The following is an 18,132-nucleotide window of genomic DNA, read 5'->3' as shown; positions in this document are numbered from 1 at the left end:
TTGCAAGGCCGTGGCTTGCAAACCCTTGCAAACCACGACCTTTCCAGGCCCGTCGGACATCGCCCGACGGGAGCGCGCGATCAGTTGAAGAACTTCGCCGCACTCACAAACGTGCGGTACACGCCCCAGCCGAGCGGGATGCCCACCGCCACCCACGCCAGCACCGCCCCCGCCGGATTGCTCCGGTGAAAGCTCATCGTCACCGCGCCGGCTTCGTTCGCCGCCGCCTTGTCATGCGCGAGGCGCTTTTCCTCGGCCAGTTCGGCGTCGGTCATGAAGTGCTTGTCCGCCACCGGCCGCACGAGCAGGTTGCACACGAGGCCGACCATCAGCATTCCCACGAGGATGAACATCGTCTGGTTGTAGACCTGCTCGCGCGGGATGCCCATGCCGAGCTGCCAGTCGCGCATGTAGTTGACGACCACCGGCCCGAGGATGCCGGCCGTGGCCCAGGCGGTGAGCAGCCGGCCGTGGATGGCGCCCACCATCTGCGTGCCGAACAAGTCGGCCAGGTAGGCCGGCACCGTCGCAAAGCCGCCGCCGTACATGCTCAAAATCACGCAGAAGGCGCCGACGAACAGCAGCTTGCTGCCCGCGCCGGCGCTGCCCGGCACGCTCGCGTACAGCAGCCCGCCCAGCACGAAGAACACGATGTAGGTCAGCTTGCGGCCCAGCTTGTCCGACAGGCTGGCCCAGAAGAAGCGCCCGCCGATGTTGAACAGGCTCAGCAGCGCGGTGAAGCCCGCCGCCACGCCCGCGATCGCCGTGAGCTGGCCCTTGTCGAGTTCGCCGAACTTCGCCGGCACGCCGATCAGGCTGCCGCCGAACACTTCCTGAAGCATCGGGCTGGCCATGCCGATCACGCCGATGCCGGCCGACACGTTCATGCACAGCACCATCCACACGAGCCAGAACTGCGGGATGCCCCACACCTTGCGCACATGCACATGGCCGTGGGTGACGAGCTTCTTCTGCGCGCCGGGGGCGGGCGGCGTCCAGCCGGCCGGCGTCCAGCCCGAGGGCGGCACGCGGTAGCCGAGGGCGCCGGCCATCATGAACACGAAGTACACGGCGGCCATGACCAGGAAGGTCTGGAACACGCCCGGATCGTCGGGCGTTGCAAACGCTTTCATGAGATCGGCCGCGAGCGGCGAGCCGATCATCGCGCCGCCGCCGAAGCCCATGATCGCCATGCCCGTCGCCATGCCGCGCCGGTCCGGAAACCACTTGATGAGCGTGCTCACGGGCGAGATGTAGCCCAGCCCCAGGCCGATGCCGCCGATCACGCCCGAGCCGAGCAGCATCAGCCAGAACTGGTGCCAGTGGACGCCCAGCGCCGACACCACCATGCCGCCGCACCAGCAGCAGGCGCTGACCACGCCCGCGCGGCGCGGCCCGACGCGCTCCAGCCAGCCGCCCCAGATCGCGGCCGAGCTGCCCAGCAGCACGAAGAACAGCGTGTAGATCCAGCCGAGCGTGGAGACCTTCCAGTCGCAGCTCGTGGTGAACAGCTCGGTGAAGAAGCTTGCGTCCGGCCCGCAGTCGATCGGCTTGCTGCCGCCGAGCGCCTTCGACAGCGGCAGCCAGAAAACCGAGAAGCCGTAGGCCATGCCGATGCACAGATGGATGGCAAGTGCCGCCGGCGGCACGAGCCAGCGGTTGAAGCCCGGGCTGGCGATGATGCGTTCCTTGCTCAGGAAGCCGGCGTCGCCGTGATGCAGCGGCGCGCTGGCCGCCTGCTGTGAAGCTGACATGTCGTCTCCTCGCCCTCGATCGGGGCGTGCCCGGGCCGGCTGGCGGCCCGGATTCATTGGGGGAAATGGACGGCGCCCGGTCGCTGTCCGGGCGCGACTATGCCGCGCGCCGGTGCCTGCCCGTCGGCCGGACGGCTTCGCGCTTTCCCTTGAAAGCTGATTGAGGGCTGAAAGCCCCGGTGGCCATCCCGGAATGCGCACAGGAAAATGTTTCGCATTTTCTGCCGGCATTGCCGGCAGGTTTTCCATTTCCGCGTTACGTGTACGGAATATCGGAATGAATGACAGCCCGGCGGCGAATGGCTGCAATCAGCCGGCGATATGCGCGCGGCGTGGGCGATTTATCGGCGGAGGGCTGGCGGGATGAATTTCTAGGATGGCTTCCGTCTCAACCAGGAGCCCAATCCATGACCACGATCCCGTCCGGCGGCTATTCGCCCTATTCAGGCCAGATTTCGGCGCCGCAGCGCCAGAACTTGAGTCCTTTCGAATTCAATTCAGGTCAATACGGTCCGGCGGTCGCCACCGTGATCGGCATCGGCGACGCGATCGGCGATGCCGCCAGTTCCAGCCTCACGCTCAGCAAGGAGGCGATCAGCAAGCTCGCGGGCGAGAGCACGCGTTTCTACGACTCGGTGGCGAGCAGCGTGAACGAGGTCGCCACCGGCATCGGCCATGCCGTCGAGGAGGTCGGCAATGCGCTCAAGTCGGCCGAGAGCACGGTCGAGGACTGGATCGACGCGGGTGTCGATGGCATCGAGGAGGCAACGTCCGACTTCTACGACGGCGTCAAGTCGGTGACGAGCGACATCGCCGGCTACGCCGCCGCCGCGACCTCGGCGGTGGGCCAGCTCGTCAACACCGCCGTCTGATGCCCCGGCCCCGGAGACCGCGATGCGCCTGCCCCTCGCCTTGCTGCCCGTCTGCCTGCTTGCAAACGCTTGCAGCGTCTTCAGTCCCATGCCGCTGTGGGAGTTGACGAAGGCCGGCGGCACCCTGGCGGGCAGCGCGCTGTCCCAGGGGCCGGCCAGCGCCAGCGACGTCGTCTACCACTCGCATGCGCCGCTGGGCAGCGTGTGCATCGAGTTCAACGACCAGAACCAGGCGCGCGACTTCCTGCCCGCGCTGCAACGCGCGCTGGCCGACAACCAGGTGCGCAGCCGCATCTACGACCCGGCGACGCGCGCCGACCAGTGCGAAGGCTGGCTGCGCTACCGCACCCAGCTCGACTGGGACGTGCCGCCGCTCGGTCGGCAGTACCAGCCCTATCTGTATCTGGCCACGCTCTCGCTCTACGCGCGCGACGGCAGCCTGCTCGCATCCAGCACCTACGCCGCGGAAGGCGCGTTCGGCAACGGCAAGTGGGCCGATACCTACGCCAAGCTCGGTCCCGCGGTGAAGGTGCTCATCACCGGCTTCGAGAAATGAACCCACGCCTCGCCAGGAGAACCGACATGAGAGCGCCGCTCCGCGTCCCCGCCGACCGCCGCAGCCCGATGCTGTTGCTGCTCAACCTGCTGCTGATCGCCTTGGCCGCCGCGCTGATGGCCGGCTGCGCCCAGACGCCCATGCTGACCGCGCCGCCGCCCTACGCGATCCGGCCGTCCGGCCTGCCCGACCAGATCGAGCGGCCGAACAACGGCGCGATCTACCAGGCCGGGCTGCAATCGAATTCGCTGTTCACGAGCGAGCGCAAGCCGCGCTACATCGGCGACACGCTCAAGGTCGACATCGCCGAGAACCTGGCCGCGACGCGCAAGGTCACGACCGACACGAGCCGCGAGAACGCGATGAGCCAGAAGGGGCCGGGCGGTTCGGGTTCGGGCGTCGGCATCTTCGATCGCATCCTCAACCTGAATGCCTCGGCCTCGGGCAGCGACAGCTTCAAGGGCAGCGGCGCGGCCGGCGATTCGAGCAGCTTCACCGGCAAGCTGGCGGTGTCGGTCATCAATGTGCTGCCGAACGGGAATCTGGTGGTGGCGGGCGAGAAGTCGATCAGCATGGGCGGCAATGCGAGCGTGCTGCGATTTGCCGGCGTGGTGAATCCGGGCGATATCCAGAGCGGCAACATCGTGGCTTCGGCCAATGTGATCAATGCGAAATTCGATGTGGGCGGCAAGGGCGACTTGCAGGATTCGGCCTCGCGCAACTGGGTCCAGCGTTATCTGACCAATTATTTCTCGGTCTGGTGATCGCGGTGAATGTGGCTTTTCGATCCGGGAAACAGCGCGGGAACATTGTGGAAATCTGTCTCGAAACAATCGCCGATTTGGTTTCCTTTTCGAGCGAAATGACCCAATCAGCCATTACCGCCGCCGGAACGCGCCGCGCGGCGCGCGTGCTGATCGTCGAGCCCGACATGGCGCAGGCGCTGGAACTGGGGCGCTACTTCGCGCGTTTCGGGCTCGACGGCCGCATCGCCGGCGACATGGCGGCGCTGTGGCGGGCGGTGGACGAGCGCCGGCATGACCTGGTGCTGCTGTCGGCCGCCTGCGCCGATGTCGAGCTGCTCGGCATCACGCGCCGGCTCAACGAGGAGCACGGCCTGCCGGTCATCGTCATCGCCGAGCCGAGCGAGGTGGTCGATTGCGTGGTCGGGCTGGAGATGGGTGCCGACGACTATCTGCGCCGGCCGGTCGATCGGCGCGAGCTGGTGGCGCGCATCCGCGCCGTGCTGCGTCGGCGGCCCGTCGAGCCGGCGGCGGGGCCGGCGCGCACGCTGCGCTTCGGCCACTGGGAGTTCGACCCCGACCATCGCCGCGTGACCGGCCCGGACGGGCGTGGCGTGGCCCTGTCGAAGGCGGAGCTCACCTTGCTGGCGATCTTCGTGCGCCGGCCGCGCCGCATCGTGAGCCGCGAGCAGCTGCTCGCCGAGTCGCGCGGGCGTGCCGGACTGGGCGTGGCGCGCAGCATCGACGCGCTGGTGTCGCGGCTGCGCCAGAAGCTCGGCGACGACGATGCGCAGACGCTCATCCGCACGGTGCGCGGCGTGGGCTATGTGCTCGACGCCCGGGTCGAGGCCGAGGTCGACGTGGACGATCTGCTGCGCGGCTGGGCCTGAGTCCGGCGCGCTGCCTCAGCGCAGCGAGAAGAACTCCGCCAGCAGGAAGCGTTCGAGTTCGGCCTGGTCCTGGGGCCGGGCGCTCAGGTTGAGCGTCTTGCCGAGCCGGTAGCTCTCCCAGGTGAAGTCGCCTTTCTCGTAGCGCCGGATGATCTCGATCATCTTGCGCACGATGGCGGTACGCATGTCGGGCGCGTCGCCGAGCGTGACCTGCACGCTCTCGCTCCAGTTGCGCTTGAAGTTCTGGTTCCAGCCCCTGAACAGGATTTCGCCCTCGCGCGAGGTGACGCGCGTGACCTGGAACACGCCGCCGGTCTGGTCGACCGGATCGGGCCCGCGCCCGGTGATGCCGGCGAGGTTGCGGCGCGCGTTGTCGTTGGCGATCTCGGCTTCGCTGCGCTGGGCCGGGGCGGCCGGCGCCGGGTTGTCGCGCTGGGCGCGGCGGGCCTGGAGCTGGCTGAACATGTCGTCCCTGGGCGCGGGGGCCTCGGGCGTGTCGGGCGGCAGCGGGGGCAGGGGCGGCAGCGGGCGCGGCGCGGGTGGCGGCACGCGGGTGCGGTCGGCGGCGAGCGGCGCCTGCGGCGCGGGCACGGCGATCACGCGCGGCGGCGCGTCGGGCTGGCGCGGCGCGGGCCGGGGCGCGGGGCGCGGTTCGGGCGCCGGACGCGGCGGCGCCGGGCGCGGCTCCGGCCGGGCGGCCTCGGGCTGGGGCGGCGTGCGCGGCGCGATGCGGATGGCGATCGGCGCGCTCGCGCCCGAATGCGCCTCGTTGTGCAGCGGCGGATGGGTCTGCACCCAGAGCAGCACGCCCGCATGCAGCAGCAGCGACAGCGCGATGCCGAGCCCGAGCGGATTGATGCGCCCGAGCCGCTTCCAGCCGTCGGCATCGGGATCGCCGGGCGGGATGAAGACGGCGCTCATCTGGCCTGCCTCGCCGTTGCTGCCGCTGTCAGACCGCGTGCTGGTCCAGCTTCCACGACGCGCCCGGGTATTGCGCGAGCGTGGCCTTGAGCCAGGGCAGGGTGGCCTGGAGCTGGGCATGCAGCGTCCACGGCGGGTTGATGACGAACATGCCGCTGCCGAGCAGGCCGTAGCCGTCCTCGCCCGGTGGCGCGACCGTCAGCTCGGCATGCAGCCAGCCCTTGGGCGCGAGGCGCTTGAGGCGGTCGGGCAGCATCACCGTGTCGCGCCGCTTGAGCTTGGGGTACCAGACCAGGTAGGTGCCGATCGGGAAGCGCGTCATCGCGTCCTTGAGCGTGCTGACGACGGCGTCGTAATCCTTGCGCAGTTCGTAGGGCGGGTCGATCAGCACGCAGGCGCGCTTGCTCGGCGGCGGGAGCTGGCTCTTGAGGCTTTCGAAGCCGTCGGCCTTGTGCACCTCGGTGTGCTTCTGGCCCTTGAACATGCCGGCGAGCGCGCGGTAGTCGGTCGGGTGCAGCTCGTACATGCGCAGACGGTCCTGGTCGCGCAGCAGCATGTGGGCGAAGGCCGGCGAGCCGGGGTAGTCGCGCAGGGCGCCGCCGTTGTTGAAGTCGCGCACGATGCGCAGATAGTCGGCGACGGGTTCGGGCAGGTCGCTGCGTTCCCACAGGCGGCCGATGCCGTCCTTGTATTCGCCGTGCTTCTGCGCCTCGCTGGACGCGAGCGAATAGGCGCCGGCGCCCGCGTGGGTGTCGATGAGCCAGTAGGGCGTGTCCTTCTGCGCCAGGTACTGCATGACCTGGACGAGCACGAGATGCTTGAGGACGTCGGCGTGATTGCCCGCGTGAAAGGCGTGGCGGTAGGCGAGCATGGGCGGCGGCGGGGGAAGGGGTTCAGGCGAAGGGCGCGACTGTACCCGCTCCGGGCTTGCGGCTGGATTGCCGGGCGTGACCGGTTGTCAGGCGGCGGGTGCGGCGGCGGGTTTCATGCGCTGTCGGTGCGCGGGGCCGGCGCAATGACGCGGCGCGGGCCGCGGTCGGCGTTCAGCCGGCGGTGTCGGTCTGCGCGAACAGATCGGGCGTCACGCCGCGTTGCACCTGCGCCTGTTCCAGCAGCGCGGCGGCCTCGGCGGCCGGCAGCAGCGCCGACACGCGCACGCCCAGCAGCCGCAGCTTGCGGTCGAGCGGCACGCGCTTGAGGCATTCGCCGGCGGCGCGGCGGATCGACTTTGCGTCGGTCACCGGCAGCGGCAGGCTGGCGTCGCGCGTCACGGTGCGGAAGTCGTCGTAGCGCAGCTTGAGGCCGATGGTGCGGCCGGCGTAGCCCTTGCGCGCGAGGTCGTCGGCGACGCGTTCGCACAGCCTGGTGAAGATCGCGCCGAGCAGTTCGCGGTCGGCGCGCGGATGCAGGTCGCGCTCGAAGGTGGTCTCGCGGCTGATCGACTTGGGCTCGCTTTCGGTCACGACGGGGCGCTCGTCGCGGCCGTGGGCGCTGTGATGCAGCCACAGGCCGTAGCTGCGGCCGAAGCGCTCGACGAGTTCTGCCGGGTCGCGCCGGGCGAGGTCGCCGAGGGTGCGGATGCCGATCGCTTCCAGCTTCGCTGCCGCCTTCGGGCCGATGCCGTTGAGCTTGCGCGCCGCGAGCGGCCAGATGCGCGCCTCGATCTCGGCGGTCGTCAGCACCGTGAGGCCGTCGGGCTTGTCGAACTCGCTCGCGAGCTTGCTGAGCAGCTTGTTGGGCGTGAGGCCGACCGAGCAGGTCAGGCCGCCCGTCGCGTCGCGCACGGCCTGCTTGAGCTGGCGGCCGAGGTCGCGGGCGCGGTCCCAGCGGTCTGGGCCGGTGCCGGTCAGGTCGGTGAGGTCGAGGTAGATCTCGTCGATGCCGCGGTCTTCCATGCGCGGCGCGATGGCGGTGACGGCGGCCTTGAACAGCCGCGAATGGCGCCGGTACTGGTCGAAGTCGGTCGGCAGCAGGATGGCGTCGGGCGCGAGGGCGGCGGCCTTCATCATGCCGAGCGCCGAGTTCACGCCGAGCGCGCGGGCCTCGTAGGTGGCGGTGGTGACGACGCCGCGCCCGGCATAGCCGCCGAGGCGGCGGAATTCGCGCCTGACCGTGCCGTCGGGCAGGACGGTTTCGCGCGGCGCATGGTCGCGCCCGCCGCCCACCACGACGGGCAGGCCGCGCAGCTCGGGATAGCGCAGCAGTTCGACGGATGCGTAGAAGGCATCCATGTCGAGGTGGGCGATGACGCGGTCGGCGGACATGGCCGCGAGCTTAGCGGGGGCTGCTGCCGGCGGCTGTCAGCAGGCTGGGCAGCCCGCCCCTTCGCTCAGCGCGCCACGAGCGTCTGCGTGCCGGTCCAGCGCGCGCCGGCCGCGAGCTTGACCGGCTTGCCGATCGCCGCCGACTCGATGCACAGGAAGCGCGCATAGCCGCCGGCGTCGAGGTCGGCCAGCGCCGCGCCCTTCACCGCGCCCGGATTCCACACCACCGCGTCGGCAAAGCCCTCGCTGTGCACATGCAGGTCGCCGCCCTGTTCGCGCAGCACGAGCGGCGAGGGCGCGTTGAGGTAGATGCGATCGACCTCGCCGCTGATTTCCACCGGGCCGAGGCCGGCGGTCTTGAGCGCGCCGCCGTCGGCGGTGTCGCGGTAGCTCAGGCCGTCGAGGCCCATGACCTGCACCAGCGCGATGTCGCTCACGCGCAGATAGGTGTGGAGCGCGGCGGTGAAGCTGAAGCTCTTCGGCCCGGTATTGCGCACGCCGAGCGTGACCGCGAGCCGCTCGCCGCCCACGCGCACCGTGAGCGTCGCCGCATAGTGATGCGGCCAGAGCGCATGCGTCGCCTGCTCGTGCGTGAGCGAGAAATGCGCGATGCCGGCGCCATCCTCGGCCTGCTCGATGCGCTCGAACTTCCATTGCGCGGTGCGCGCGAAGCCGTGCTTGGGCATCGGCCCTTCGCCCGCGAACTGCGGAAAGATGACCGGGATGCCGCCACGGATCGCGACGCCGGCCGCGTACTCGGCCTTCTGGCTCAGGAACAGGCGCTCGGCGCCGCCGGCCGGCGTCCAGCTCAGCACGTGCGCGCCCTGCTGGGCGATGGTGCAGCGCGCGCCGTCGGCGGCCACGAGTTCCACCACCGGCAGCGCGAGGTGGGGCGGGACGGCGGTGGCTGGCTTGGTCATGGTCTGGCTCGCTGGTGATGGGGGGAAACAGGGGCGCCGATTGTGCCGCGCCGGTGTTGATAATCCGTGCATGTTCATCGACACGCACTGCCATCTCGACGCGGCGGAGTTCACGCCCGACCGCGACTCGGTCGCCGCCGCCGCGCGCGCGGCCGGCGTGGGCTGGCAGGTGATCCCGGCGATCGGGCGCGTCAATTTCGCCACCGTGCGCGAGCTGGCCGCGCGCACGCCGGGCGCTGTGTACGCGCTCGGCATCCATCCGCTGTTCGCGGCCGACGCGGGGCCGGACGACCTCGACGCGCTGCGCGAGCAGGTGGGCGCGGCGCTGGCCGATCCCCTGTTCGTCGGCATCGGCGAGATCGGGCTCGACCTGTTCGACGAGCGCGCCAAGGCGGCTTGGGAGACGCAGCTGGAAGTCTTCCGGGGCCAGCTGCGCATCGCGGCGGAATTCGGGCTGCCGGTGCTGATGCACATCCGCCGCGCCCAGGACCCGGTGCTGCGCGAGCTGAGGCGCGTGCCGGTGCCGGCGGGCATCGCGCATGCGTTCAACGGCAGCCTCCAGCAGGCGGCGGAGTTCGTGAAGCTGGGCATGCGGCTCGGCATGGGCGGCGAACTCACCTTCGAGCGCGCGCTGCGCATCCGCCGCATCGCCACCGAGATGCCGCTCGACAGCCTGGTGCTCGAAACCGACGCGCCCGACATCGCGCCGAGCTGGATCCGGCCCGGCCGCAACGTGCCGGCGGCGACCGCGCGCATCGGCGCGGTGCTGGCCGGGCTGCGCGGCATCGGCGTGGACGAGATCGCCGCCGCGACGACGGCGAACGCGCGCGCGGTGCTGCCGAGGCTGGCGGCGGTGATGGACGCGGCCGATGCGGCGACGGCCACGCCCGACATGGCGTCCGCTCGGCGTGTCGATGCGCCGGCCGATCGCGCCGGCCCGGACGCCTTGGCCGGCCCCGATGGAGTCGCCGCGCGATGACCGTGCCGCTTGCGCTCGCCTTCGCGGCGGGCGTCGCGCTGCTGCAGGCGCAAGCCGCGCTCGGCCCCGACTGGCTCTGGCCGGCGAGCGTGGCGGCGGCGCTGGGTCTGCTGCTCGTCACGTGGGGCCGGACTCGTGCTCCGGCGGGCAGCGGGGGAGGGCGCATCACGGTCTGGCCGCGTTTCGCGCGGCGCGCGGGCTGGCGCGACGGACCGCGCGGCGTCGGGCTTGCCGCCGCATGGATGGCGGTCGCCTTCGCGCTCGGCCACGGCTGGGCCGATTTCCGCGCCGAGCGCCGGCTCGCCGAGGCGCTGCCGCCCGAGCTGGAACTGCGCGATCTCGACCTGACCGGCACGGTCGCCGGCCTGCCGCTGGCGACGGCGGGCTTCGGCGCGGAGGGGCTGCGCTTCGAGTTCATCGTCGAGACGGCGGCGCTCGACGGCCGGCCGGTGACGGTGCCGCGCCGGCTCGCGCTTGCGTGGTACGGCAGCCGGCGCAAGGGCGCGTCGGGCGAGGTGCCGGCGCTGGCACCCGGCGAGCGCTGGCAGCTGCGCGCGCGACTGCGCCGGCCGCATGCGCGGCTCAACCCGCATGGCCCCGATGCCGACTACCGCCTGCTCGAACAGGGCCTGCGCGCGAGCGGCAGCGTGCGCAACGCCGACGGCGCCAACCGCCGCCTGCCCGGCAGCGGCGACTACGCCGGCCTGACCATCGACCGCCTGCGCTATGCGATCGACGCCCATATCGGCCGCGCGCTGGCCGGCGCGCGCCATGCGGGCGTGATCGCCGCGCTCGTCACCGGCGAGCAGCGCGGCATCTGGAGAGTGACAAATAACTCGTGAACTGACTTCCCTAGGGCAAAGGCTTTGCGGCCCTTCGAAATTGACAAATAACTCGTGAACTGAAAATTTCTGAGGCAAAGAGAAATTGACAAATATGTCGTGAACTGAAGGCAGCCATGCTGCGCTGCACAAGGCTGTTTGCCGCATGGAACCTTCCGGCTTACCTAGAGATTCGCGCATTTGGCTTGCTCCCCGGCTCGTCGCAAAAACATTCGGAAAATCAGTCGCAGTACAGCCTGACCGGCTAAGAACTGCGTCGCGCGCATGTGCTTTGAGCTATGACTTGAGCGAGCGCCGGCACATTGGTCTTATTTGTCCTATTCGTTAGCGCTGTAGCTGTTTTTTTGATGGACGGCAGAAAAGTAGATGTTTTGCCGGAGAAATAGACGTTTTTGCGCCGAGCAAGAGCGGGATGTCTAAAGGCACCGCACTCCTTATCGACGTCCTGGGGTGTTAATGAAGAATGCCGGCTTATTCCTGCCGCGTGCACTCGTCATACCGCTGCATGCGCAAGATGAGTTCCTTGACTGCTCGCACTACGGGGGTCAGCTGGAAGCGCCTCGCCTCTTGTTCAGGAGGTTTCAAAAGAGCACCCATCTGGCGGCGAAGCTGACTGACTTGCTTCTTTGGGAGGTTCGTCATTCCGCGCGTCACCCCGGCAGCCAAAGCACGATGAACGGCCCCTGCCTGTTCTGGGCGACCTTGTTGGAGCACCTCCAAGGCAATTTTGAAGTATTCCGCCGTGATGCTCGGCGGGCACACGGGTACCACGCTAGCCAAGAATTCCGCGCCAACCCGCACGCCTGAAGCGAGGTCCAAGGTTTGGCTTCGGAGGGTGTCAAACGCACTTACGATGCCGGCTGCCACCGTGGCGGCATCCCGGCAAGCAAGGGCGACCAAGTCCTCGGCGCTAAAGCTGATGAAGTTGTGATTGCGTGCGACCTTCCCTATGACCACATCAACGTAGAGAGAATGCTCAAGCGCACCTTTCTCTTGGGCAAACATTAGCAGCGGTTGAACAGCGATGGCCTCGGTCAGACCAACGGAGGGCACGGCCAACCGAAGGCCGCCGTCGTCGCTTAGCAGTACCGCGTCACGTTCAAGAGCCAAGTAGACAGCGTCCAATGTCGCATCATTGAGAATGCGCTCCAGCGTCCTGTGGTTGTCAGTGATGTTTGTTGGGCCAAGAACGGGCGTTACTTCGCAAAGTTCGTCGATGCAGTCCAGCATTTCTCGCAGCAAGGTCAGTCGACGGTCCAGCTCTTCTCCCGTCGCCTCTTCCCGGATGTAGTGCCCGTCTTCCTCCCGCAGCGACATGCCCGAAGGAATGGCTTCCTGGGACCGGATGATGTTCGTTAGCTCTTCCCTTGCGGTTTGCGCCACCAACGGCCGGCCAAGCAAAGGAGCGACCTTTCGAAGCACACCGGTTGCGACTAGTTCACCCAAGGTTGGGAGGTCAATCACGAACCGTTTGCCGCCGGCCGCGAGCAACCCCAAGGCAGCGTCACGCTCTTCCTGCGTTCCAATGCTGACGAAGAGGGAAGCCTTCGAACAGGGCCAATCCAGCATCAACGTCAGGGACTCAGTGCCGACAAGCTGCGCCAGCGTCGCAAGAGGAAAGCGGAACTGCGTGTAATTCCTTAAGGCCTCGGCGACACGTGCGGACTTGTGCCGCGCCATTGCGAATAACGGCTCGAAATCGAACGACCCATCTGCCTTTGCGAGGTTGACACTCCACATAGGGCCACCGGGGTTGGCGGTTTCAGCAAGCAGCTTGTGGACCTTTGTTGCTGCAAACCCATAAAGAGACACCAGTTCAACAACCTCGTACTCGACGTCGCCAATACCTCGGGAAAGCGCAACTTTGTCGCCAATCACCTTCCCTAGGAGCTTGCCGGCTAAGTCGGAGTCGGGCGTTACTAACTCCGGCCAAGTTGCGCCTTCAATGGCGTCGTCGAAGTCAATCGCGATATCACGAGCTTCGGCACCCGCGCGCAAGCTCACAGCAACGCCAGCAGTTACCGCCGTAGGTACATGCGCTAGTTCAGGCACCGCTGTTCCAATCAGCACCTGCGCCAGGAAGTAGCCCCCGATGGCTGAGTCGTTCGGGTGTGAGCGGAACAGCCTGTACACCCGCTTGAGAGCCATGTTCAGAAGCCCGTGCTCCCGCTGATACTTGGCGACCTCAACTTCGTTGAAGGGCTGTTTTCCGTCGAAGGTTGGGTCACTGGCAAGGTATGCCGCTAAGGTTTCTTTCTCGGTCGGTATGCGATGCAGCGCCCCGATATAGCCAACAGCGACGCCAGAGTCGGTCGGCACGCGGTCAAGTTCCTGCTTGAGGACGTCGCGCATGCGCGGCCAGTCTCCCATCCGTCGCGCCAAGTTCGATTCAATGCGACGGAAGGCCGGCGTGTCTCGGACCTCGGGGGCGAGTGCATCAAGAATTGCGCGCACCTTTCGGCGCTGACTGCTTTCAATGAGGCAGACGAGAAAACGTTGCGTCAGCCCGTTCCCTGTTGGCGAAGTCACCACGCGTTCGTACAGGGCGGCAGCTTCGAGATACAGGTTTCGGTCGAACAACAAGTCCGCCACGTAGAGCACATCGCCCGTAGGGCTGTCCGGCCGTAGCGCTTGCACTGCAAGGTTTGCCTGCTGTGCAGCGGGCACAAGCTCGCCCTTGTGCATCAGCTGCCTACTCAACATAACGTGTGTCAAGACATGGTTTGGCTGTTCCGCCAGCAAGTCCTTGGCGAGCCGAAACGCCTCGTCCTTATCCCCAGCTTCCCAGTACGCATGACTGGTCAGGGCACGGAGTTCCGCTGTCTGCGGCGCAGTTTGCACACGTGTTTCAAGAACCGCCATCACTGCCTGATGCCAGTCCAAATCCCCCTTATTTGCGGAGACTTCGGCCAAGGCGGCCAGCGTGGAGGTCGCCAGCTCGGCGTAGCGCCCATCAGTGAGCTGATGCAGGCCAATGAAGTCCTCCTTGGCGGCCAACTCGTTCACCCGGATTCCAAGCAGCCCGTCCAAGTTTGGGTGTCGTGTGAGGCCGGTAGCTGCGATAGCCTGTGCGCGGGGCCGGTTATTCGTTAGCAGGAGAGCCACGCACACGTTGTTGTTCAGTTCCTCTGAAAGGCTGTCCGGCTGAAGTGCCGAAATGGTCGCCTCTAGGGGCTCGAGTAGTCGGAGCGCGCCTGACAGAGCCTCGCGCTGCTTCGGCAGCAACTGGTCGTAGCGCGCGGCTACAGGGTCCACGACCGCCCAAGAGATTGCTGCTGCGAGGTAGCAGCGCCGAACTTCAAGCGACGGTGTTACCGCATTCGCACAGAGCTGGATGAGGTCGAGCGACTCTTCCAGATGCCCCTGCTGGTATCGAACATTCGAAAGCGCAAACCGGACGTCATCGGTGTCACGGATGTGCTTCGGCACATCACGTTCGGGTTCCGCATCACCTGAAAGCTGTTTGGCCGCCACATGGAGCGCCCAAAGCGTGGCGCTCTCGGGAAAGGCGGCTAGTCCCTCACGTGCGGCGGCTAGCGCAGCGCTCGCGTCGTCGAGCAGAAGGTAGCCGTGTACCCGATTGCTCCAGGCCTTCTCCAACTTAGGGTCTATCGCGGCTGCGACCAAATACTCACGTGCGGCGTCGGACTTCTTGCCCTCGAGCAGGAGTGCGGCGGCACGATTGGTGTGCCAACGAAACTGCGAGTACGTGTCGGTGAATCGGTCCGGATTGCCCAATAAATCAAGAAGCTCAAACGCTTCCTTCGGCCGACCTTCCAGTAGTTTGCTGCGGACAAAGTCTAGGCTGTTAGCAATTAGCGGTTCGGCTTCCGTGCCGCGCGACTCAGGCAGGCTGCCTGCGGTTGCCATGCTCGACACGCGGTCGTTGATGCCGGTGAGCTGTAAGCGCATGTCGGCCTGAAATTCCGAGTCGCGTTCATCGCTGCTTCGAACAATGGCTAGTGTTTGCTCGGCCGCTTCCTTAGTCGCCAGTAGGGTCCCACCCGGGAAGCCGGGGATGTATTCGCGCGCCACCTCTTTGTTGAGCCTGAGCATTCCGGATAGTTCCTGCCAGAACGCAACGGAGACGGTGAATTTACCGGCGTTCTTTCGAGCATTGCTCAGCGCGCGAATCTTTAGTACGAGGTCGGACTTGTTGGGCGCCGAGGTAGCGAATATGACGTGGTCTATCACCAAGCCCGCGTCGTCGGCCTTCTGAATATCAGCTTCAATCGTGCCGAGCGTGAATGGCTTCTTGACGTAGTGCTTGCACTGAATACCAATCTGCTGTGACCCGTGAGTGCCGATGATGTCTAAGCCAAACTGACCTTGGCCCACCCCGCCCAAGCGAGTGCATGTTGGGTCCTTCCACTCCATGCGATAGAGGTGAAAGCACATCTCTTCAAACTGGTCTTCGGTCTCTGGAAAAGCCAGTTCATTCGTAACCGCCATCTTGCTTTTCTCCCTGCTTAGGCTGCTCAGTGCTTCTGAGGCGATTGCCAGGGAAGCTACTCGTAAGCCCGTGAATTCGCCATAGTGGCGGAAGACGCGTTTATCCAGCTCGACGACGCTCTAATTTCCGTGATTCGCAGCGGGCAATCGTCATACGGCGTGTGTAAGTCTCTGCGCAGTGATATGTCGCCACTCCTGGACGGCGTGTGCGTCCCGCCGTCTAGTCAGCTCATTGAGCATCGCTTGAAGAGCGAGAACCTGATTCTGAATGGGGTAGCTTCCGGATTCAGAATGTACAGGGCGCTGGATTAGCACACCCAGACTCGAATGATTGGCTGGCTTGTTTATTGTGCTAAGTCACTAAGAAATCGGTATTCCCGAGGCCAAATTGTCGTCCAGTCACTAAGAAAATTCGATTTTTGTCGTTTATTCACTAAGCAGCCGGGCGAATGCCGTTTCGTCTGGCGGATGACTCTGCTCGTCATCGACCGGGTCAAGCCGACAAAATGGCTTGTGTCACGGGCATACGACCGGATTGATGCCTAGCCTTCCTCGCTCGTCCCAACTCTGAAGCATGGCGCTTCACGGCTACAGAAGTCGAGTTTGGTCAAGAAACTGAGTTGCAGCAGCAAGGGCTTGCAGGGGCCTCACTTGGACTCAGCTTAAGGGTATCAACACTCTTAGGGAAAGTCTGCAAAACCCCGTTCCTGTCGTCGTAAATCTTTGAATTTATTGAGGGGCAGCAGGCTCAAACATGGGTTTTGCAGGCATTCTTTAGATGCTTGGCTAAAACTCCAAAGCAGTTACCCAACGGCGGCAACCCAGCCGCATTCCAGCGGCGTGTGCAGCTGTGTCAAGATTTTCTTTTGAAGACCAATGGAGTATTCAAGCAGGCTCTAAGCCAACTAAATCGCTTTTCGAACCGCGACTTGCCGGGTGAAGTGGTCGATGTTATTCGGTGGTGGCAGTACGTCGTTCCCTAATAACCGACAAAATGAGTTCGAGGTCCCCGCATTTTTTCCAGCGTCTGTAAGCCTGCGATGCGTCGTTCCATGTACCACGTGTGTATGGATAACTTTTCCAGCTCAAGCCGGTCGCTAGCTTTCCAATAACGCTATTCAGCCGTTGTCGCAAGTCTGTTGTGGGTCGACCTAAGTGGTTGGTGATGAGCGGTTCAATGATTTGCCATTCGTCATCGTTGACATCCGTACTTGAGTCGGCATGGCGAGGGATGGTCGGCAGGTCGTGTCGATGTTGCGCGCGTTCACAATTGTCGTGGCCATCATGGTAGCGAATAGCTGATTTAAGCTGCTTGAGTTCATGGATGGGCTTGTCAAGTGGAGTGATAGAGATAATTTTGAAGTTCGTGACGAACCGTCGCCCTGCGTATTCTACAAAATTGATGTTTGCTTCGAGTTCTGCTTCGGGTAGTGCCATTGCGCATCTGGCTTCAATTGCATGCTGATGCACACTGTCAACCATATGTGTTGCGCTTGGATGAGCCATGAACCATCGAAAGGGATTTTCCCAGTTCGCATAGCGATGCTTATAGCTTGGATAAGCCCAAGAGGCATGAATTATGAGTTCTGGCGCGACATCATGGGATTTCCATGATAAATGGCACGCCCGCTCAAGTGCATTGTTGAGAAAAATGTCCGGCAGAACGAGGATTGCTGGCTGAAATAGAGCGCGCATCAGCACAAGCGCCGGCACGAAATATATGTTGTTGTTTTCCTTGAATTCGAATACCTGATGATTGTCGCGGATGTCTTCCGGGAGTTCGATACCGAAGCACTGTCGGTACTCGTGACCTGAGCCCGCACGAAACGCCTGAAAGTTCACGCACACCTTGGCGCGTGAGGTACGCGATGCCGTCGGCACGCCTTGTCGATGCAGCTCCCCGAGGCTGATGGTCGTACGCTGCCTGTCTTCGTTCACTGCAACAGCCTTAAGACGCCCTGCCTCCATTGCAAATCCACAGACCCATTCCATACCCGACTCCAAGTGAATGAAATCGGGTAGACATCAGATTTTAGATGTGTTGGCGTAAAAGGTTGGCCAATCGGAGCATCCGATGAACCGGGAGATGGCGTTTTTATAGATGCCCGATTTGCTATGTAGAAATTGCCGGGGTCTTTTAGGATGATGCGCAGTCGGTAGGTTGCTAAGCCAGTGCGGACGGCTATTCCGAGTACCGAAAAAGTAGGTCTTCGAATGCCTTATTTGCTTAATTCCGATGGAGTCTTGCAGTCGCGATGTGTTGTTGGCTCTGCCAATATCCTGGTGCTAATTGCCCTGCGTCGAATTCCCAAAAAATGCTTCGTGCCGGGTATTGCCGGACTGCGTACTCAAAGCCAGGCGCCCGCTGCTACGCTAAGTGACGCAGCGGGCGGAGATGCTGCTTTGCAGTGGACAAATTGGTCCAGGCATTTGAAAAAGCCACTTACTCTCTTAGAGTTTGAAAAATATTCGTGCTTTACATGTCTGACGAAGGCCTATTGGGCGCTTGTTCGCAGCGCAGTGCTCGTTTCGCACAAAGGCCCATTCGTTTGGCCGACGTGAGCGAGTTGACCGAAGGCACTTGGTTCGCAAAGCTGGAGAGGTAAACAGCACATTCAGGGATGTTGTTTGGTAGGCGCGCACAAGAGACCATTTGAATCTATTGTGAGGTCAATAGATTCCGAATTTTTCTGATGCATGCCGTCAGCATAAAAGACAGGGGGGGCCTATGTCTGGTGGTGGGGGTGGTAGCGGTGGGGGCGGTACTCGAGACGATTCGCCGTGTGAGACGCTTGCGTTCAATGCGCAATTAACGAGCCCTCAACCCGCTATTGTGGGGAGGCTTAGCCAAGGCGATGTTCTCAGTGTTGTCGTCACGAATATGCGTGGACAAGTCGTCGTTCAAGTGCTTAGCGATGGACAGGTTGCTGGGGGGCTGA

Annotated in this window: 13 protein-coding genes; 6 read left to right on the top strand and 7 right to left on the bottom strand. The window is 64.6% G+C overall.

The features are described 5' to 3' along the window. Window positions 1–80: 80 nt before the first annotated feature. Window positions 81–1,754: an OFA family MFS transporter gene (locus tag H566_RS0120470; protein WP_051379075.1), complete on the bottom strand. Its 1,674-nt coding sequence runs from the start codon at window positions 1,752–1,754 to the stop codon at window positions 81–83. A gap of 407 nt (window positions 1,755–2,161) precedes the next feature. On the opposite strand from H566_RS0120470, the gene H566_RS0120465 reads away from it, so the two are divergent. The 4 genes from H566_RS0120465 to H566_RS26730 all read left to right on the top strand — a co-directional run bounded on the left by H566_RS0120465 (window position 2,162) and on the right by H566_RS26730 (window position 4,815). Then, the gene (locus tag H566_RS0120465; RefSeq protein WP_028312895.1) at window positions 2,162–2,626 is read left to right on the top strand and encodes a hypothetical protein; all 465 of its coding nucleotides are present in this window, start codon (window positions 2,162–2,164) and stop codon (window positions 2,624–2,626) included. A gap of 22 nt (window positions 2,627–2,648) precedes the next feature. Next, the gene (locus tag H566_RS26735; protein WP_156924527.1) at window positions 2,649–3,182 is read left to right on the top strand and encodes a hypothetical protein; all 534 of its coding nucleotides are present in this window, start codon (window positions 2,649–2,651) and stop codon (window positions 3,180–3,182) included. Between the two features lie 26 nt (window positions 3,183–3,208). After that, window positions 3,209–3,946 (top strand): flagellar basal body L-ring protein FlgH, encoded by a 738-nt coding sequence (locus H566_RS0120455; protein WP_245591417.1) that lies wholly within the window; start codon window positions 3,209–3,211, stop codon window positions 3,944–3,946. A gap of 98 nt (window positions 3,947–4,044) precedes the next feature. Continuing rightward, window positions 4,045–4,815 carry a winged helix-turn-helix domain-containing protein gene (locus H566_RS26730; protein ID WP_051379073.1) on the top strand — a complete coding sequence of 257 codons (771 nt, stop codon included), beginning with the start codon at window positions 4,045–4,047 and terminating at the stop codon, window positions 4,813–4,815. A gap of 15 nt (window positions 4,816–4,830) precedes the next feature. Here H566_RS26730 and H566_RS30445 read toward each other — a convergent pair whose 3' ends face one another. From H566_RS30445 to H566_RS0120430, 4 genes are all read right to left on the bottom strand, one after another. Next, window positions 4,831–5,736, bottom strand: coding sequence for a hypothetical protein (locus tag H566_RS30445; RefSeq protein ID WP_051379072.1), 906 nt, complete (start codon window positions 5,734–5,736; stop codon window positions 4,831–4,833). Window positions 5,737–5,764: 28 nt separating this feature from the next. Then, entirely contained in the window at window positions 5,765–6,607 is an 843-nt protein-coding gene (locus H566_RS0120440) for a 23S rRNA (adenine(2030)-N(6))-methyltransferase RlmJ (RefSeq protein ID WP_028312893.1), read from the bottom strand. Window positions 6,608–6,779: 172 nt separating this feature from the next. Beyond that, window positions 6,780–8,000 (bottom strand): DNA polymerase Y family protein, encoded by a 1,221-nt coding sequence (locus tag H566_RS0120435; protein WP_028312892.1) that lies wholly within the window; start codon window positions 7,998–8,000, stop codon window positions 6,780–6,782. 65 nt (window positions 8,001–8,065) lie between these two features. Then, window positions 8,066–8,920, bottom strand: a complete 855-nt coding sequence (locus H566_RS0120430; RefSeq protein WP_051379071.1) for a D-hexose-6-phosphate mutarotase — start codon at window positions 8,918–8,920, stop codon at window positions 8,066–8,068. A gap of 70 nt (window positions 8,921–8,990) precedes the next feature. On the opposite strand from H566_RS0120430, the gene H566_RS26720 reads away from it, so the two are divergent. Next, window positions 8,991–9,899, top strand: a complete 909-nt coding sequence (locus tag H566_RS26720) for a TatD family hydrolase (protein WP_084545334.1) — start codon at window positions 8,991–8,993, stop codon at window positions 9,897–9,899. Further along, window positions 9,896–10,741 carry a ComEC/Rec2 family competence protein gene (locus H566_RS0120420; RefSeq protein WP_028312890.1) on the top strand — a complete coding sequence of 282 codons (846 nt, stop codon included), beginning with the start codon at window positions 9,896–9,898 and terminating at the stop codon, window positions 10,739–10,741. Before H566_RS26720 ends, H566_RS0120420 begins: the two co-directional genes overlap by 4 nt. 471 nt (window positions 10,742–11,212) lie before the next feature. Here the strand turns inward: H566_RS0120420 and H566_RS0120415 are convergent, their stop codons facing one another. Together H566_RS0120415 and H566_RS28645 are read right to left on the bottom strand one after the other, a co-directional pair. Next, the gene (locus H566_RS0120415) at window positions 11,213–15,193 is read right to left on the bottom strand and encodes a PIN domain-containing protein (RefSeq protein WP_156924526.1); all 3,981 of its coding nucleotides are present in this window, start codon (window positions 15,191–15,193) and stop codon (window positions 11,213–11,215) included. 951 nt (window positions 15,194–16,144) lie between these two features. Further along, window positions 16,145–17,185 (bottom strand): transposase, encoded by a 1,041-nt coding sequence (locus tag H566_RS28645; RefSeq protein ID WP_084545333.1) that lies wholly within the window; start codon window positions 17,183–17,185, stop codon window positions 16,145–16,147. Between the last annotated feature and the right edge of the window lie 947 nt (window positions 17,186–18,132).

The organism is Derxia gummosa DSM 723 (assembly GCF_000482785.1).
In the GTDB taxonomy this organism is placed as follows: Bacteria; Pseudomonadota; Gammaproteobacteria; order Burkholderiales; family Burkholderiaceae_E; genus Derxia; species Derxia gummosa.
Note: the sequence above shows the minus strand (reverse complement) of the source record. Positions and strands in the feature narration are given on the sequence as shown.

Coding starts and splice junctions, on each gene's coding strand:
- H566_RS0120470 (WP_051379075.1), bottom strand. CDS start 1,754: ATGTCAGCTTCACAGCAGGCGGCCAGCGCGCCGCTGCATCACGGCGAC.
- H566_RS26720 (WP_084545334.1), top strand. CDS start 8,991: ATGTTCATCGACACGCACTGCCATCTCGACGCGGCGGAGTTCACGCCC.
- H566_RS0120455 (WP_245591417.1), top strand. CDS start 3,209: ATGAGAGCGCCGCTCCGCGTCCCCGCCGACCGCCGCAGCCCGATGCTG.
- H566_RS30445 (WP_051379072.1), bottom strand. CDS start 5,736: ATGAGCGCCGTCTTCATCCCGCCCGGCGATCCCGATGCCGACGGCTGG.
- H566_RS28645 (WP_084545333.1), bottom strand. CDS start 17,185: ATGGAATGGGTCTGTGGATTTGCAATGGAGGCAGGGCGTCTTAAGGCT.
- H566_RS0120420 (WP_028312890.1), top strand. CDS start 9,896: ATGACCGTGCCGCTTGCGCTCGCCTTCGCGGCGGGCGTCGCGCTGCTG.
- H566_RS0120430 (WP_051379071.1), bottom strand. CDS start 8,920: ATGACCAAGCCAGCCACCGCCGTCCCGCCCCACCTCGCGCTGCCGGTG.
- H566_RS26730 (WP_051379073.1), top strand. CDS start 4,045: ATGACCCAATCAGCCATTACCGCCGCCGGAACGCGCCGCGCGGCGCGC.
- H566_RS0120415 (WP_156924526.1), bottom strand. CDS start 15,193: ATGGCGGTTACGAATGAACTGGCTTTTCCAGAGACCGAAGACCAGTTT.
- H566_RS0120465 (WP_028312895.1), top strand. CDS start 2,162: ATGACCACGATCCCGTCCGGCGGCTATTCGCCCTATTCAGGCCAGATT.
- H566_RS0120440 (WP_028312893.1), bottom strand. CDS start 6,607: ATGCTCGCCTACCGCCACGCCTTTCACGCGGGCAATCACGCCGACGTC.
- H566_RS26735 (WP_156924527.1), top strand. CDS start 2,649: ATGCGCCTGCCCCTCGCCTTGCTGCCCGTCTGCCTGCTTGCAAACGCT.
- H566_RS0120435 (WP_028312892.1), bottom strand. CDS start 8,000: ATGTCCGCCGACCGCGTCATCGCCCACCTCGACATGGATGCCTTCTAC.